This is a genomic window from Streptomyces canus 299MFChir4.1 (genome assembly GCF_000383615.1).
Classification (GTDB): domain Bacteria; phylum Actinomycetota; class Actinomycetes; order Streptomycetales; family Streptomycetaceae; genus Streptomyces; species Streptomyces canus_C.
Map to the genome: position 1 here is coordinate 739,254 of NZ_KB911583.1, position 14,939 is coordinate 754,192.

The 14,939-nt window shown below is 71.1% G+C and carries 13 protein-coding genes and 1 pseudogene; 9 read left to right on the forward strand and 5 right to left on the reverse strand.

The window, feature by feature from the left end; genetic code table 11:
* The first annotated feature begins 111 nt into the window (after positions 1–111).
* A complete protein-coding gene (locus H293_RS0107470) occupies positions 112–2,355 on the forward strand; it encodes an MMPL family transporter (protein WP_020117258.1) in 2,244 nt (747 codons plus the stop codon).
* Here the strand turns inward: H293_RS0107470 and H293_RS0107475 are convergent.
* A complete protein-coding gene (locus tag H293_RS0107475) occupies positions 2,312–3,391 on the reverse strand; it encodes a PP2C family protein-serine/threonine phosphatase (protein ID WP_020117259.1) in 1,080 nt (359 codons plus the stop codon). The two genes, H293_RS0107470 and H293_RS0107475, sit on opposite strands and share 44 nt — an antisense overlap.
* 56 nt (positions 3,392–3,447) lie before the next feature.
* Entirely contained in the window at positions 3,448–4,638 is a 1,191-nt protein-coding gene (locus H293_RS0107480) for a glycoside hydrolase family 64 protein (RefSeq protein WP_020117260.1), read from the reverse strand.
* 331 nt (positions 4,639–4,969) lie between these two features.
* Here H293_RS0107480 and H293_RS0107485 point away from each other — a divergent pair, with 331 nt between their 5' ends.
* Both H293_RS0107485 and H293_RS0107490 read left to right on the forward strand, forming a co-directional pair.
* A complete protein-coding gene (locus H293_RS0107485; protein ID WP_020117261.1) occupies positions 4,970–5,866 on the forward strand; it encodes a GNAT family N-acetyltransferase in 897 nt (298 codons plus the stop codon).
* 74 nt (positions 5,867–5,940) lie between these two features.
* Positions 5,941–6,282, forward strand: coding sequence for a hypothetical protein (locus H293_RS0107490; protein ID WP_020117262.1), 342 nt, complete (start codon positions 5,941–5,943; stop codon positions 6,280–6,282).
* A 392-nt stretch (positions 6,283–6,674) separates the two neighbouring features.
* On the opposite strand, the gene H293_RS0107495 is transcribed toward H293_RS0107490, so the two are convergent.
* The gene (locus tag H293_RS0107495; RefSeq protein WP_020117263.1) at positions 6,675–7,574 is read right to left on the reverse strand and encodes a Gfo/Idh/MocA family protein; all 900 of its coding nucleotides are present in this window, start codon (positions 7,572–7,574) and stop codon (positions 6,675–6,677) included.
* 260 nt (positions 7,575–7,834) lie between these two features.
* Here H293_RS0107495 and H293_RS0107500 point away from each other — a divergent pair, with 260 nt between their 5' ends.
* The 3 genes and pseudogenes from H293_RS0107500 to H293_RS59955 form a co-directional block, all read left to right on the forward strand.
* Positions 7,835–8,692 carry an aldo/keto reductase gene (locus tag H293_RS0107500; protein ID WP_020117264.1) on the forward strand — a complete coding sequence of 286 codons (858 nt, stop codon included), beginning with the start codon at positions 7,835–7,837 and terminating at the stop codon, positions 8,690–8,692.
* Positions 8,693–8,794: 102 nt separating this feature from the next.
* Positions 8,795–9,613 (forward strand): SAM-dependent methyltransferase, encoded by an 819-nt coding sequence (locus H293_RS0107505; protein WP_020117265.1) that lies wholly within the window; start codon positions 8,795–8,797, stop codon positions 9,611–9,613.
* A gap of 85 nt (positions 9,614–9,698) precedes the next feature.
* Positions 9,699–10,143 (forward strand): annotated as a pseudogene (locus H293_RS59955) (methyltransferase domain-containing protein); the annotation flags it as partial.
* 36 nt (positions 10,144–10,179) lie between these two features.
* Here the strand turns inward: H293_RS59955 and H293_RS0107515 are convergent.
* Complete coding sequence (locus tag H293_RS0107515) at positions 10,180–11,097, reverse strand: helix-turn-helix domain-containing protein (protein WP_020117267.1); 918 nt, start codon at positions 11,095–11,097, stop codon at positions 10,180–10,182.
* Positions 11,098–11,227: 130 nt separating this feature from the next.
* Complete coding sequence (locus H293_RS0107520) at positions 11,228–11,458, reverse strand: DUF397 domain-containing protein (protein WP_028807639.1); 231 nt, start codon at positions 11,456–11,458, stop codon at positions 11,228–11,230.
* A 231-nt stretch (positions 11,459–11,689) separates the two neighbouring features.
* Between H293_RS0107520 and H293_RS0107525 the strand changes: the two genes are divergently transcribed.
* The 3 genes from H293_RS0107525 to H293_RS0107535 all read left to right on the forward strand — a co-directional run bounded on the left by H293_RS0107525 (position 11,690) and on the right by H293_RS0107535 (position 14,646).
* A complete protein-coding gene (locus tag H293_RS0107525; protein WP_020117269.1) occupies positions 11,690–12,220 on the forward strand; it encodes an ATP-binding protein in 531 nt (176 codons plus the stop codon).
* A gap of 28 nt (positions 12,221–12,248) precedes the next feature.
* Complete coding sequence (locus tag H293_RS0107530) at positions 12,249–12,791, forward strand: hypothetical protein (protein WP_020117270.1); 543 nt, start codon at positions 12,249–12,251, stop codon at positions 12,789–12,791.
* A gap of 88 nt (positions 12,792–12,879) precedes the next feature.
* Positions 12,880–14,646, forward strand: coding sequence for an ABC transporter ATP-binding protein (locus tag H293_RS0107535; protein WP_020117271.1), 1,767 nt, complete (start codon positions 12,880–12,882; stop codon positions 14,644–14,646).
* The last annotated feature ends 293 nt before the right edge of the window (positions 14,647–14,939 follow it).

Consider the following 14,939-nt stretch of genomic DNA (forward strand, 5'->3'; position numbering starts at 1 on the left):
CCATTCAACGCCCGGGCCGACCCTGCATCCGGAAGCGCCCGGGATGCCCGGATGATCGTAAAGGCGTGTAATGGGAGTACTGCTTTCCCGGTACGCAGGGAAGACGATGCCATGGCCAGAACGAGAAACAGCTCCAAGGGCGGCCTGCGCAGACTGGGGGAGTGGTGCGCCCGGCACTTCGTGATCGTCCTGGTGGCCTGGCTGGTGGCACTGGTCGCCCTCCAGGCTCTGAACCGGTCCTTCGGCGGAGACTACTCCGACAACTTCTCCCTGCCGGGCGTCCAGTCGCAGAAGGGCCTCGACGTGCTGAAAAAGCACGACCCGGCGGCCGGCGGCTACGGCAGCCAGATCGTGCTGCACGACGGTGACAAGGCCCTCTCCTCGCTCAGCTCGCAGATGTCCACGACGGTCACCGACCTGCAGAAACTGCCGCACGTCCTGTCGGCGCAGAACCCGTTGTCCACGCCCGCCTCGAAGGTCGGCCCGCTGTCCTCGGACGGGAAGACGGCCTACATCACCGTCCGCTTCGACGTCCAGCCCTCGACCCTGGGCGACGGCTACCTGCACGGGGTCGACAAGGCCGTACAGCCTTTGCGGGCGGCAGGCGCGGACGTCGAGTACGGCGGTCCGCTCGGCGAACTCGCGCGGCCCGCAGCCGACGACAGAGTGAGCGAACTGATCGGGTTCGGCGTGGCGATCGTCGTCCTGCTGGTGGGCTTCGGCAGTGTCATCGCCGCCGGAATCCCCCTGGTGACCGCGTTGATCAGCGTCATCGGGGGGCTCGCCTGCCTGGGGCTGCTGGCCTCGGCGTTCACCTTCGCCACCGTCTCGCCCACCCTCGCCACGATGATCGGACTCGGCGTCGGGATCGACTACGCGCTCTTCCAGCTCACCCGCCACCGGCAGAGCCTCATGGACGGCAAGGATCCGGTCCACTCGGCGGGCCGGGCCACCGCCACCAGCGGACGTGCCGTACTCGTCTCCGGCTGCACGGTGATCATCGCCCTGGCCGGGTTGTCCGCGTCCGGGGTGTCCTTCATCGGGCTGCTCGGACTCGCCGCCGCCGTCACGGTCGTCTCCGCCGTCCTGGGCGCCCTCACCCTGGTCCCGGCCCTGCTGGGCCTGATCGGCAACCGGATCGACCGCTACCGGGTGCGCAAGCCGGTCGCCGAGACCGACGCCGCCGAGGGCGAGACGGCGCACGGGACCTGGCACCGGTACGCCCAGCGCGTCGAGCGGCGGCCGTGGCGCTACCTGGCCGCGGGCGTGACGGCCGTCGTCGTCCTCGCCATCCCGGTCTTCTCCCTGCAACTGGGCCACATCGGTGACGGCGCCGACCCGACCTCCTTCACCGACCGGCGGGCCTACGACCTGATGACCGACGCCTTCGGCCCCGGCTCCAACGGCCCGCTCACCGTCGTCATCGATCAGACGTCCGTACCGTCCTCCCAGCGCTCGGCCCTGTCCTCCCAGGCACAGAAGACCCTCTCCGGCGTGTCCGGCGCCGCCGCCGTCACCTCGCTGACCCCCACCAAGGACGGGGACGTCCTGCTCGGCACCGTCTACTCCAAGCAGTCCCCGCAGAGCGCCGACACCACGGACCTCACCAACCGCCTGGTCGACACCACCCTGCCGACCGCGGTCAAGGGCACCGACGCCAAGGGGTACGTCACCGGCACCACCGCCGCCCAGGTCGACTTCCGCGACATCGTCGCCAGCCGGCTGCCCCTGATCATCGGTGTGGTCGTCGCCCTGGCCTTCCTGATCATCCTCGCGGTCTTCCGCGGACTGCTCGTCGCCGTGAAGGCGGCCGTCCTCAACGTCCTGTCGATCGCCGCCTCCTACGGCGTCGTCGTCGCCGTCTTCCAGTGGGGCTGGGGCGGTCCCGCGCTCGGCGTCTCCGGCAAGGTGCCCATCGAGAGCTATGTGCCGATGATGATGTTCGCGATCATCTTCGGACTGAGCATGGACTACGAGATCTTCCTGCTCTCCCGGGTGCACGAGGCCTGGCTGCGCACCGGGGACGCCAAGGCATCCGTGGCCCACGCCCTGGAGATCACCGCCCGGGTCATCACCTGCGCGGCCCTGATCATGGTGAGCGTCTTCGCCGCCTTCATCGTCAGCGACAACATCGTGGTCAAGATGCTCGGACTGGGCCTCGCGGTGAGCGTGCTGATCGACGCGACCGTCGTACGGCTGCTCATGGTCCCGGCCGTCATGACCCTGCTGGGCCCGCGCGCCTGGTGGACACCGCGCTGGCTCGACCGGATCCTGCCGCACATCGACGCCGAGGGGGAGCAGGACGGAGCGGTCAGCGGACCTCCGGGGCGGCGGGCTCGAGAACGAGCATCGTGACGTCGTCCTGGAGTGCCGGGGCGTAGCGGACGAGGTCGGCCCAGACCCGCTCGGCGAGATCCGGGAGGTCCCCCGCGAACCCGGTGATCCGGTCGAGCAGCGGATAGAAGGCCCCCGAGGCGTCGCGTGCCTCCCAGACGCCGTCCGAGGCCAGGAAGAGCCGGTCGCCTGGCCGCAGCCGGACCGTGACCCCGGTCGGCGGCGAGACGTCGGACAGGCCCAGGCCGAGCGGGGTGCCCACCGGGACGTCGAGTGCCACGGCCCGCCCGTCGCGCAGCAGGACCGGACCGGCCTGCCCGCACGCCACGATCCGTACGGCCCTCGCGTCGGCGCCGAACTCCAGCACCACCGCCGTCGCGAACAGCTCCGAGTGCCGTACGGCCGCCGAGTCCACCACCAGCCGGCGGTCCAGCCGCACGGCCACCGACTCGGGATCCAGCAGGTCAAGCACCGCCTCCCGGAAGGCCCCCAGCAGGGAGGCGACGGTGGCGACGGCCGACAGCCCGTGCCCCTGCACATCGCCCATCACCACCCGCACTCCGCAGGGCCCCTCCCGCACATCGAAGAAGTCGCCCCCGACCAGCGTCCCGCGCTGCGCGGCCCGGTACAGCCCCGCGCACCGCACGCCCGCCACCCGCTCGGGCAGCGGCGGCACCACGGCCCGCTGCACGGCCTCCGCGATCGCGCGTTCGGTCACCAGTTGGGCGTCCCGCCGGCTCCGGACGAACGACACGACCACACTGAGCGCCGCGACGAAACCGAGGGTCAGTGCGTCGGTGCTGCCCGGATCGTTCAGCCGGAACGCCGGTACGTGCAGCACGACCAGGACGAGCACACCGAGCACGGCGGTCGCCAGCGGTCGGTACGACAGCACGGCCAGCGGCGGGATGGCTCCCAGCAGGAACCCGATGTCGAGCGGCTCCGGGCTCGCGAGGGCTGCCGCGCACACCCCCGCCAGCAGCGCGACGGGCAGCACCCGTACCCAGCCCGGCGGCGGTGCGCCCCGCAGCCAGCTCCGCCGGTCCCGGTCGCGCACTCCGCTCACACCACCACGCTGCTACGACCCGCCCGGCCCCGCACGCCGAACCGTGGCTAGAACGGGGTGAGCGTCAACCGGATCCCCGTCGGTGCCGTGTCCTGGACGTAGGAGGCGAAGTCGGCCACGTCGTCGAAGGCGAAGCCGTACGCCTTGCCGTCGGCCGTGGCCGCGTGCACGGCCTTGGCGTAGTGGTTGGTGAGCGGGTTCCGGTAGAAGGAGGCGGGGTCGGTGGTGGGCTGCGCGGAGGTGCTCACCAGCGTCGACCGGTTGAACCCGGCACCGAGCACCGCGGCGACCGGCCCGGTCGTGCCGTCGTTGGGGGCGGCCAGCGCGCCGTCGCAGAAGAGCACGTCCCGAGTCGAGGGCCGCGCGAAGGAGACCTGCGCGGGCCCGGTGAACACGAACTGCCCGCCGCGCACCCGGCCGGTGAAGGCGCCCGCGTTCGTGGTGACGGTCAGGTCCTTGCCCGTGTACGCGCTCCACACCTCGTCGATGTACGGCGCGTAGTAGTCCGCCGGGAAGAGGCCCGCGTCCAGACCGTGACCGGGCGCGATGACCCGTGTGTCGTCCACGAGAAGGGGCGCGAACTCCTCCACCTGGCGTACGGCGGCGAAGACACCGGCCCGCCCGGCGGCGCGCAGGGTGCCCGTCGTCTGGTCCTGGGCACCGGTCAGCCGGATGCTCAGCGGCACGCTGAACATGTCCACCATGGTCGTGTTGCAGAACATGCCCGCCGAGTTGTACGTGAACTCGGCGCAGTCGTGCAGCACCGGGTAGTTGGGATCCGAGGCCACCCAGCCGGCCGGGTACTGGAGGGCGGGGTTGCCGTTGCCGTCGGTCACGACCTTGAACTTGAGCTTCGCGCCCAGGGAGACGTAGATCCGGCCGGACAGGTGGGGGAGGGACAGGCTGGTCTCGCCGCTCGCGGCCAGGCCTATCGCGTAGTCGGTGTACCCGTCGGCGCCGTTGTCCGAGAGGGCGACCGGGGCGAGGGTGCCGTCCGGGGTGACACGGACCTGCCTGCCGTCCTGGTTGCCCACGATGTAGACGTGGACGTTCGCGTTGTCGAAGGCGCCGGTGTCGTTGACGACCGTCAGCGGCAGCGACCCGGCCGCCGTGGTGCGGTTGCTGTCGGCGAGGGCGTGGGGGGCCAGCGCGGCGACGGCGGGGGCGGCCGCCATCGCGCCGCCGAGCGCGAAGAGGACCTTGCGGCGGCCGAGTCGGCGAGGGTGACGAGGGGTCATGTGGGGGTCTCCTCGGATTCTTGAGAGCGCTCTCATGTGGGGGTGAGGCCTGATGGTACGGATCATGGGTGCCGCGGCCCATACCTCGGACAGCGTTTAATCCGGCCTTAAGGGTCGGTTAAGTGGCGCCAGAGGCACCGAAGTTGGCCGCGGAAAGTCGGTGGACGCGGCCCCGGGGATCCCGTAGCGTGAGCCGCCACGCCCCGAGACCAGCGGAAGGAGGCGAGTGCCATGCAGTTCACGACCGTCCCGCGCTCCCTCTCCGTCGTCCCGGCGTGCCTCGTGTGACCGGGAGCGCTCCCCGCAGTACGCATCCCGGAGGAATCCACCCATGACCGATCTGGTCATCCGCGCGCTCGACGAGCGCACAGCCCATCTCTTCGACGCCCTTCCCGACCCTCTCGGCGCCCGCGAGTCCCACCGGCTCACCCGGCACCGCCCCGACTGGAAGCGCGTCGCCCTGCGCGACGGCGAGGTCGTGGCACGCGGCGCCTGGTGGGGCGGCCCCGACGACACCGCACCCCTCAACATCAACTGGTTCGACGTGGCCGAAGGGGAGGAGGAGGCCGGCGCCGAACTCCTGCGCTCCGCGCCCTGGCAGGTCGAGCTGGAGATGAACCTGCCCGCGGGCTGGCGCGATGCCCCCCGGCTGCGGGCCGCCGCCCAGGCCCGCTTCACCGCCGTCCAGAAGGCCGGACACGAACTTCTGGCCGAGCGGTACCTGTACCGGTGGACGCCGGAACACGGGCTGCCCGAGCGGCCCGGACGCCTGGAGTTCCGGCCCGAACCGGATGACGCGGTCTTCTTCGACCTGCTGCGCAGCATCCACTCCGCCACGCTCGACGCGCACTCCCTCAAGGCCATTGAGGAGGGCGGACTCGACCGGGCCGCCCAGGAGGAACTCGACTTCTTCCACTGGTGCCCCTCGCCCCGCGAGTGGTGGCAGATCGGGTACACCCCGCAGGGGGAGCCGGCCGGGGTCCACATTCCGCTGCACAACCCGTCGGGGCCCTGCGTCGGGTTCATCGGGGTCGTGCCGGAACATCGCGGACACGGCTACGCCTACGACCTGCTCGCCGAGTGCACCCACTACCTGGTCCAGCAGGGCGCCGAGTTCGTCACCGGCGCCACGGACCAGGGGAACTTCCCCATGGCCGCGAACTTCGCCAAGGCGGGCTATCCCGTCGTCCGGGAACGCCTGAACTACCAGCCGCCGCGCACCGCCTGAGCGCCGGTCCGGCTGTCAGTGCCGGGTGCCATGCTGGTCGTCGAGGTGATCATCGGCTCGGTGCGGGAGGCAGGGTGGGGTTCGAGGGCGAGGTCTGGCAGGTGCGCGGTGCCGACGAACCGGTCGGGGACATCCTGATCGACGAAGCCGACTTCCCGTGGCTGTCGGGCCGCTTCACCGCGGGACCCGGATTCCCTGGTGTGCGCGAGCTGTTCGCGCGCGAACTCGCCCTCACGGAGGAGGACGAGGAGGAGAGCCGGCAGGAGTGGGAGGCGGCCTACGACGAGGTCCGGCGACGTGTGTCCCTGATCGCGCCGAACGGCCCGGTGCCCGAGTTCCTGCTGCACATCGAGGGCGACCGGGCCTGGTTCCGGTGGAGCGACGAGCCGTTCGACGAGGAAGGGACCAGGGGGTGAGGCCGCGTGAGGCCGGTACGGACACCGTGACTGCGTGACGCGGGACGGTCGGCGCGTACGCCGGGAGGGCACCGGCCGGTGCTTAGTCGCTGGCCGGTGCCTGCGTCGTGGTTGTCGTGGTTGTGTTGTCCTGCGGGGTCTCGGCCTCGACGGTGATTTCGGCAGCTGGCAAGCTGCACGTGGCGCCGCGGGCGGGCGTGTCCGGTGCGCGCGGCGTGGGCCTTCCGGCAGGGCGCCGATCGGTGCCTGCGTCGTGGTTGTCGTGGTTGTGTTGTCCTGCGGGGTCTCGGCCTCGACGGTGATTTCGGCAGCTGGCAAGCTGCACGTGGCGCCGCGGGCGGGCGTGTCCGGTGCGCGCGGCGTGGGCCTTCCGGCAGGGCGCCGATCGGTGTCTACGCCGTGGTTGTCGCGGTTCCGCTGTCCAGCAGGGTCTCCGCCTCGACAAGGATCTCGGTGACTCGCAGGGCGAACGTGGCGTCGCACGGGTGGGGCCGGCCGGTGCGGGCGGCGGTGAGCAGGCCGTCGGCGGCTCGGAGCACGGCCGGTACGACACCCTCGGAGGGCTCCGGGAGCAGGGCGACTCCGCCCGCACCCCGGAGTTCGACGCCGGCTCCCGCGGCCGCGGGCGGAGCCGTGAGGCTCAGGGTCAGGGTGCTCGACGCGCCGCCGGTGTGCCGGAGGACGAGATGGACGGTGTCCCCGGGACCGTGCGCGGCCGCCGCCACCTCACGGACCTCGCCCAGCACCGGCAGCAGCACCGAGAGGGCGTGCGGACCCACGTCCCACAGGGCGCCCTTCTCCTGCCGCCAGGGCGAGTCGGCGAACGGGCTCTCCTCGGTGAACACCGACCCGAGCCATTCGGCCCGACCCGTGAACCAGCCCTCCACGCCCGCCTGTTCACCGATCCACGCCTCGGTCTCGGCGAGGAAGCGCGAGGTGAAGAACACCACCGAGGCGACCCCGCTCTCCCGCACGGCCTCGACCACCGCGCGCCCCTGCTCGACGGTCGTCGCGAGGGGCTTGTCCAGCAGCAGATGGCATCCCGCCCGTGCGGCCCGTGCCGCGAGCCCGGCCTGCACGGCCGGAGGCAGGGCCACGGCGACGGCGTCCACATCGGCGAGCAGCGCGTCGACGTCGTCGTACGCGCGTGTGCCGTGCTCGTCGGCCAGCTCCTTGGCGGCCTCCGAGCGACGTCCCCACACTCCGACGAAATCCAGCTCCGGATGCGCGCCGAGCGCGGGGGCGTGGGCCATCCTGGCCCAGGGGCCGGTGCCGAGCAGTCCGATGCGCATGCCGTCGCCTCTCTCGCGGTACTGCCGAACCTCACGATGACCGGTCTGGACCATCTGCCCGGTCGAAGCGAGGGTGTCACACCGACAGTGCGGACACGCAACCCCGTCTCGCACCCCGGTCGACGAGGGGGTGGCACGGTCCGGGATTCAGCACTCCTGTCGCTGAATGCGTTCTCGTTCTTCTATTGGACCTCGGTGGGTGCGGCGGCCAGGCTGAGGGGAGCCCAGATCCGCGTGACAGGCGAAAGAGGTCCAAGGTCATGCACACCCGCCGTATCGGTGATGTCGAAGTGAGCTCGATCGGTCTGGGCGGGATGCCCATGTCCATCGAGGGACGACCGGACGAGGAGCGCTCCATCGCCACCATCCACGCCGCGATCGACGCGGGCGTGACCCTGATCGACACCGCCGACGCCTACCACCGGGACGCCGACGAGGTCGGTCACAACGAGACCTTGATCGCCAAGGCCCTCGCCTCCCACGACCGGGGCGGTGACGTCCTCGTCGCCACGAAGGGCGGGCATCTGCGCCCCGGGGACGGCAGCTGGACGCTCGACGGCAGCCCCCGCCACCTCAAGGAGGCATGCGAGGCCTCGCTGAGCCGACTCGGTGTGGAAGCGATCGGGCTCTACCAGTTCCACCGCCCCGACCCCCGGGTCCCCTACGAGGAGTCGGTCGGCGCGGTGCGCGACCTCCTCGACGAGGGCAAGATCCTCCGGGCGGGCATCTCCAACGCGAACCCCGACCAGATCCGGCTCGCCAACGAGGTCCTCGGCGGCCGGCTGGTCTCCGTGCAGAACCAGTTCTCCCCGGCCTTCCGCTCCAGCGAGCCGGAACTGCGCCTGTGCGACGAACTCGGCATCGCCTTCCTGCCCTGGAGCCCCCTCGGCGGTATCTCCCGGGCGGGTGAACTGGGTTCGGCGCACGCCCCGTTCGCGCGGATAGCCGACAAGCACGGGGTGAGCCCGCAGCAGGTCTGCCTGGCGTGGATGCTCGCCAAGTCGCCGGTGGTCGTGCCGATCCCGGGCGCGAGCCGCCCCGAGACGATCCGCGACTCGCTCGCCGCGGCCGATCTCGTGCTCGCCGAGGACGAACTCGCGGAGCTGGACGCCGCCTGACTCCTCGTTCGCCCACCTGCGGACTGGCACCGGCGATCGTGGTGTCCCTAGGATGGACTCCCTGTCCTGCCGGGCCAGTTGGCGGCACAAGCTGGGGGAAAGATGAGCACCGGAAAGAACCTGTCCACGTCGATCGACGCCTCGGTACCCACGGCCGCGCGCATGTACGACCACTACCTCGGCGGCAAGGACAACTACGCGGCCGACCGGGCGGCCTGCGAGGAACTCGACCAGGTCGTCCCGAGCACCCGCAGGCTCGCCGTCAACAACCGGCACTTCCTCCAGCGGGTGGTGCGGACCCTCTCGACGGAGTTCGGTATCCGGCAGTACCTGGACCACGGTTCCGGCCTGCCCACCCAGGACAACGTCCACCAGGTCGCCCAGCGCGTCGACCCCACCACACACGTGGTCTACGTCGACAACGACCCGATGGTCCTCGTCCACGGCCGCGCGCTGCTGGAGCAGGACGAGCGGACCGCCGTCATCCACGCGGACATGCGGGAGACCGACGCGATCTTCGCCCACGAGGACACCCAGCGGCTGATCGACTTCTCGCAGCCCGTCGCCGTGCTGTTCAACTCGGTCATGCACTGCATCCCCGACAGCGAGACGAACGGCCCGGCCGCCCTGGCCCGCCGGGTGCGCGAGCGGCTCGCGCCGGGCAGCTTCATGGTGATGTGCCAGCTCGTCAGCGAGGACCCCGAGGTCCGCGACTTCGTCACCAACTTCATGGACCAGGCGACCCAGGGCCACTGGGGCCGGGTCCGTCAGGAGAAGGACGTCGCCGAGTGGTTCGAGGGCCTGGAGGTCCTCGACCCGGGTCTCGTGGAGGTCTCCACCTGGCGTCCCGACACCGAGGTGGCCCCGCGTCAACTCACCCACGAGTGGATCGAGTTCGGCGGCGTCGCCCGCATCGCCTGACCCGGCCACGAACGCCCCCGGCGGGACCGCGAAGGCTCAGCGCCCGGGGCGTACACGTGTCGTCGGGGCACGAAAGAACCGCGGGATACGCACGGGGGAGGACGTGCTCCGGCTCCTGGACACCCTGTTCGCTCCCCAGGCCGACATTCCTGGTGGGACGGCTTCTACGCGGACCGCTCCAGGCCGGTGCCCTTCTTCGTGGCGAAGCCGGACGAGAACCTGGTGTCGACCTCGACCTCGACCTCGACCTCGACCGCGGCCTCGATCTCGGCTGCGGGCCGGGCCGCAACACGCTGCACTTCGAGGTCGACGCCGTCGATCTCCCACCCGCCGCCATCGCCTGGGGCGGGGAGCATGCGCATGAGACGGCGGCCGATACCCGCTTCCAGTGCGGCGACGCCTTAGCCCTGTCGGGCAGCGGACTCCTCTGGACCTACGAACTGATCTACGACTCCGGCTGCTTCCATCAGCTGCCACCGCACCGCCGTATCAGCCATCTCGCGCTCCTCGAACAGCACCTCGCGCCCGGCCGCTGTCCGATGCGGACTTCTACCGACAGGGGCCCTTCAGCCGCCGTACCGCTGCTCCATCGTCTGTTCCAACAGCTGCAGCGAGGCCCGGGGTTCGAGCGCGTCGTCCGCCAGCCGGTCCAGGGCGAGCCGGTACTCCTCCGTCTCGTCCCGGTCCTCCAGGAAGTTGGCGCTCTTGATGTGCTCCAAGTAGACGACGTCCGGCAGGTCGAGCCCGCCGAAGCGCAGATACGTGATCGGAATGGCCGGGGCGGAGGCGTTCGTGACGTCCAGGGGGATGACCTGCACCGTCACATTGGGGCGCTGGGCCATCTCGACGAGGTGGGCCAGCTGTGCCCGCATGACCTCCCGGCTGCCCAGCACCCGCAGCAGCACCGACTCGTCGATCACCGCCCACAGCTGCGGCGCGTCCTCGCGCAGCAGCAACTGCGCGCGCCGCATGCGCAGTTCGACGCGGCGCGACACTTCGCTCGCCGCCGCGTGCGGCAGCCCCCGCTCCACGACCGCACGTGTGTAGTCCGGGGTCTGCAACAGGCCGGGGACGTACTGGATCTCGAAGGTACGGATGGCCGCGGCCGCCTCCTGGAGGCCGACCAGCCGGTCGAACCACTCGGGCATCAGCCGCTTGTCGTACCGCTGCCACCAGCCCGGGTCGCCGGCCCGCTGGAGCAGCTTGAGGAGCACCGAGGCCTCGTAGTCCTCGGTGCCGTACAGCTCCAGGATGGCACGGACGTCGCTCTCCGACGGAGGCTTGCGGCCCTTGCCCGACTCGATACGGGACAGCTTCGCCGGGCTGAACCCGAGGGCCCGCGCCGCCTGGTCCTGGGCGTACCCGGCATCCTCGCGGAAACCCGTCAACTGCACGCCGACCAGCATCTTCAGCAGCGTGGGAGCCGGCTCGGTGCGGTCCAGATACGGTTCCAGGCGGGAGGTGCGATGGGACGCGGCAGACATCCTGACTCCCAGTAAACCGGCACAGAGACAACTCACACTATCGCACGCAGCGTGGCCGTGACGCACCATTCCGTAGATGCCGGTGACGGCCCGGGAGTTCGGGCCGCCGTCGCCCCCGGGCCCCCGGCACTCACAGAAGGTGGTCGAACTCCCCGTCCTTCGCACCGGCGAGGAACGCCGCGACCTCGGCCGGCGTGTAGACCAGCGCGGGCCCGTCGGGGTCACGGGAGTTGCGCAGCGCGACCGCGCCGTCGACCAGTGAGGCCACTTCGACGCAGTTGCCCTCGGCGTTGCTGTGACGGCTCTTGACCCAGCGGGCGTCGAGCGAACTCGCCCGCACTCCGTTCTGCACTGCTGGCACTGCAGTCTCCTTGCTGTTCACGTTCTGTGCCGGGCGCTGTGCCCGGCCGTGCGGGACGGTCCGGGGCGCGCCACGGCAACCTCCGTGGCCCCATCCGTCGTTCGCGCAATTTCTCGTGCAATTGCACGCGGGCGCCTTCAGCGTGGATAATAGCTCCGGCGTCAACCCCCGCGGTTGCGCCCCGTCTTGACGTCGCATCAAGGAGATGCCGTGTCGTCACCTGCGAACCGCGTGCTCCGGCCGCCGAGCCAGGCTGTGCCGGAGGTGGGTGATGCGGGCCCGGCCGGTGAGACCCTGCGGCGCCCGGGTCCCGCCGGCGCACAGCGGCGACCGTTGGGGCTCGGGCCCGTCGACTCCGCCGCGCTGCTCATCAGTTGCAGTGCGGAGGGGTTCGCCCGGGCCCGTGCCTTCACCCGCGAGACGCTCAGCTGCTGGTCCCTGGACCACCGCAGCGACGACGCCACCCTCGTGATCACCGAGCTCGCGGCCAATGCCGTGGCCCACGCGGTGCTCCGGCCCGCGCCGGGAGGTTCGGCCGAGGTGTGGCTGGGGTTGTCCTTGGACCCCACCCATCTGCTGGTGACCGTCTCCGACCCCGGTGACGAGCCGCCCGCGTACACGCCCTGCGATGTCACCGCCCTGCGGGAGCACGGCCGGGGCCTGTACATCGTCGACGCCCTGGCTCAGGAGTGGGGTTGGACCTCACGGCCCCCGGCCGGCAAGACCGTCTGGGCCAAGCTGTCGACCACTCCTCCTCCCTGACATGACCGCCGCGGAAAGGTTTCACGCCATGCGCACCGCTCCGGACCAGCCGAGCAACGAGCGCACCAGCTGCCCCGTTCCCACGACCGGGGTGGCGCGGACCACGCCCCTCGCGGCGCTGAGCCGGGTGCCCTGGGGCGAGATCCAGGACTCCACCGGCTGCGCCGCGGCCATCCCCCTGCTCCTCAACAGCGTGGCCTGGGGGGACCGCGAGACCGCCGGCGCCGCACTAGGCGACCTGCGCAGGCGCATCTGCCAGTACGGCTTCGTCGTCGAGCAGGCCACCGCCGCCACGGTCCCCTTCCTCTGGGAGCTGGCCCAACTGCCCCAGGTGACCTGCCGGGCGGAGATCATCCAGCTGCTCAGGAGCATCGCCGGCGCCCGCCAGTGGGAGAGCACGGCGGCCGTCTACCCCAAGCTGCTCAACCACCGTGAGAACCCCGTGGTGTGGGAGCGCCGGGCCCGCCAGGCCGTCCGCGCCAAGAGCGGCGTCCTCAGCCGGTTGATGGCCGACGACGACAGCGAGATCGCCCACGCCACCACGGAGCTCGCCCGCACTCTGGACGAGTAGGAGTGCTCGCCGCTACCTGGTGTACTCCTTGCCGACGAGGGGCAGAAAGCGCTTGCCCTCGACTCGGCAACCGGAAGGACCACCGACGATGGCGTCGTCGCTGGAAAGACCGCTCGACCATCGCTACCGGGGCGAACACCCCATCCGCACCCTCACCTATCTGCTGCGCGCCGACCGCCGCCGACTGGCCGGGGCCGTCGCGGTGTTCACCGTCAAACACAGCCCGATCTGGCTGCTGCCCCTGATCACCGCGTCCATCATCGACACCGTCGTCCAGCACCAGCCGGTCTCCCGCCTCTGGACGAGCACCGGCGTCATCCTGTTCATCCTGCTGATCAACTACCCCCTGCACCTCCTCTACGTCCGCCTCCTGTACGGCAGCGTCCGCCGCATGGGCACCACCCTGCGCTCCGCCCTGTGCACCCGAATGCAACAGCTGTCCATCGGCTACCACTCGCGGGTCAGCGCCGGTGTGCTCCAGGCCAAGGTCGTGCGGGATGTCGAGACGGTCGAACAGATGGTGCAGCAGACCGCGGAGACCGGCCTCGGTGCGACCACGGTGCTGATCGGCGGACTGGCCATCATCGCCGTACGGACACCGGAGTTCGTGCCGGTCTTCCTCGTCGTCGTGCCCGCCGCCGCCCTCGTCGTGGCCCGCCTCAGGGCCCGGCTGCGCACCCACAACGAGCACTTCCGGCACGAGGTCGAGACCCTCTCGTCCCAGGTCACCGAGATGACCCGCCTCATCCCGGTCACCCGTGCCCACGGCCTGGAGGGCAAGGCGCTGCGCCGCATGGACGGCACCCTGCGCCGGCTGCTGACCTCCGGGATGCGCCTCGACCTCGTCAACGGCCGCTTCGGCTCGCTGGCCTGGGTCGTGCTCAACGTGGTCGGCGTGCTGGTCCTCGCCGGGGCCGCGCTGGTGTCGTACTACGGCGTCTGGGGTGTGACCGCGGGCGACGTCGTGATGCTGAGCGCGTTCCTGACCACGCTCACCAACTCCACGACGACGTTGGCAGGGCTCGCCCCGGTCATCACCAAGGGCCTGGAGTCCGTCCGTTCCGTCGGCGAGGTGCTCCAGGCCCCCGAACTGGAGGACAACGAGGGCAAGGCCAGGGTCGACTCGGTGGGCGGGGCCGTCGAGTTCCGGGGTGTGGGTCACTCGTACGAGGCCGGGCGGTCCGCGGTGCGGGACTTCACCCTCTCGGTCGACCCCGGGGAGACCATCGCCCTGGTCGGCGCGTCGGGCGCGGGCAAGTCCACCGTCCTCAACCTCGTCATCGGCTTCATCCGGCCCACCTCGGGACGGTTGCTGCTCGACGGGGCCGACGTGAACACCCTCGACCTGCGCACCTACCGGCGCTTCCTGTCCGTCGTACCGCAGGAGTCCGTCCTGTTCGACGGCACGATCCGCGACAATGTCGCCTACGGCATGGACGACGCCGACGAAGAGACCGTACGCGCGGCACTGCGCGACGCGAACGCGCTGGAGTTCGTCGACCGGCTGCCGCAGGGCCTGGACACCCTGGTCGGCGAGCGCGGAGCCCGGCTGTCGGGCGGGCAGCGCCAGCGCCTGGCCATCGCGCGGGCTCTGATCCGCGACCCGCGGGTGCTGGTCCTCGACGAGGCGACCTCGGCGCTGGACACCCGCTCCGAGGCGCTCGTCCAGCAGGCGCTCGCCCGGTTGCTGCACGGACGGACGACCTTCGTGGTCGCGCACCGGCTGTCGACCGTGCGGCGCGCCGACCGGATCGTGGTGATGGGGGAGGGCCGGATCCTGGAGACCGGCACCCACGAGGAACTCCTGCGCCGCGGCGGCGCCTACACCGCGCTGCACGCCGGACAACTCGCCTGAACCCCGGCCCGCCTGCCGGGCGTCACGCCGCGCTGCTCCGGGCACGCGGCGGGGTACGTCGTGTCGTGGTCGGTGTCGCGGGTCGTGCACCGGTGTTGGTGGCATGCGGTGTCGGGTTCGGGGCGGACGATGTTGGTCGGGGGCTCCGTATCCGGTGCGGCTGTTGGGTGTCAGGCCGCGCTGCTTCGGGGCACGCGGCGGGGGCTTGTCGTGTCGTGGTCGGTGCCGCAGCTTGTCCACCAGCGTTCGGAGCACGCGGTGTCGGGTTCGGCGCGGACGATGTTCGTCGGCGG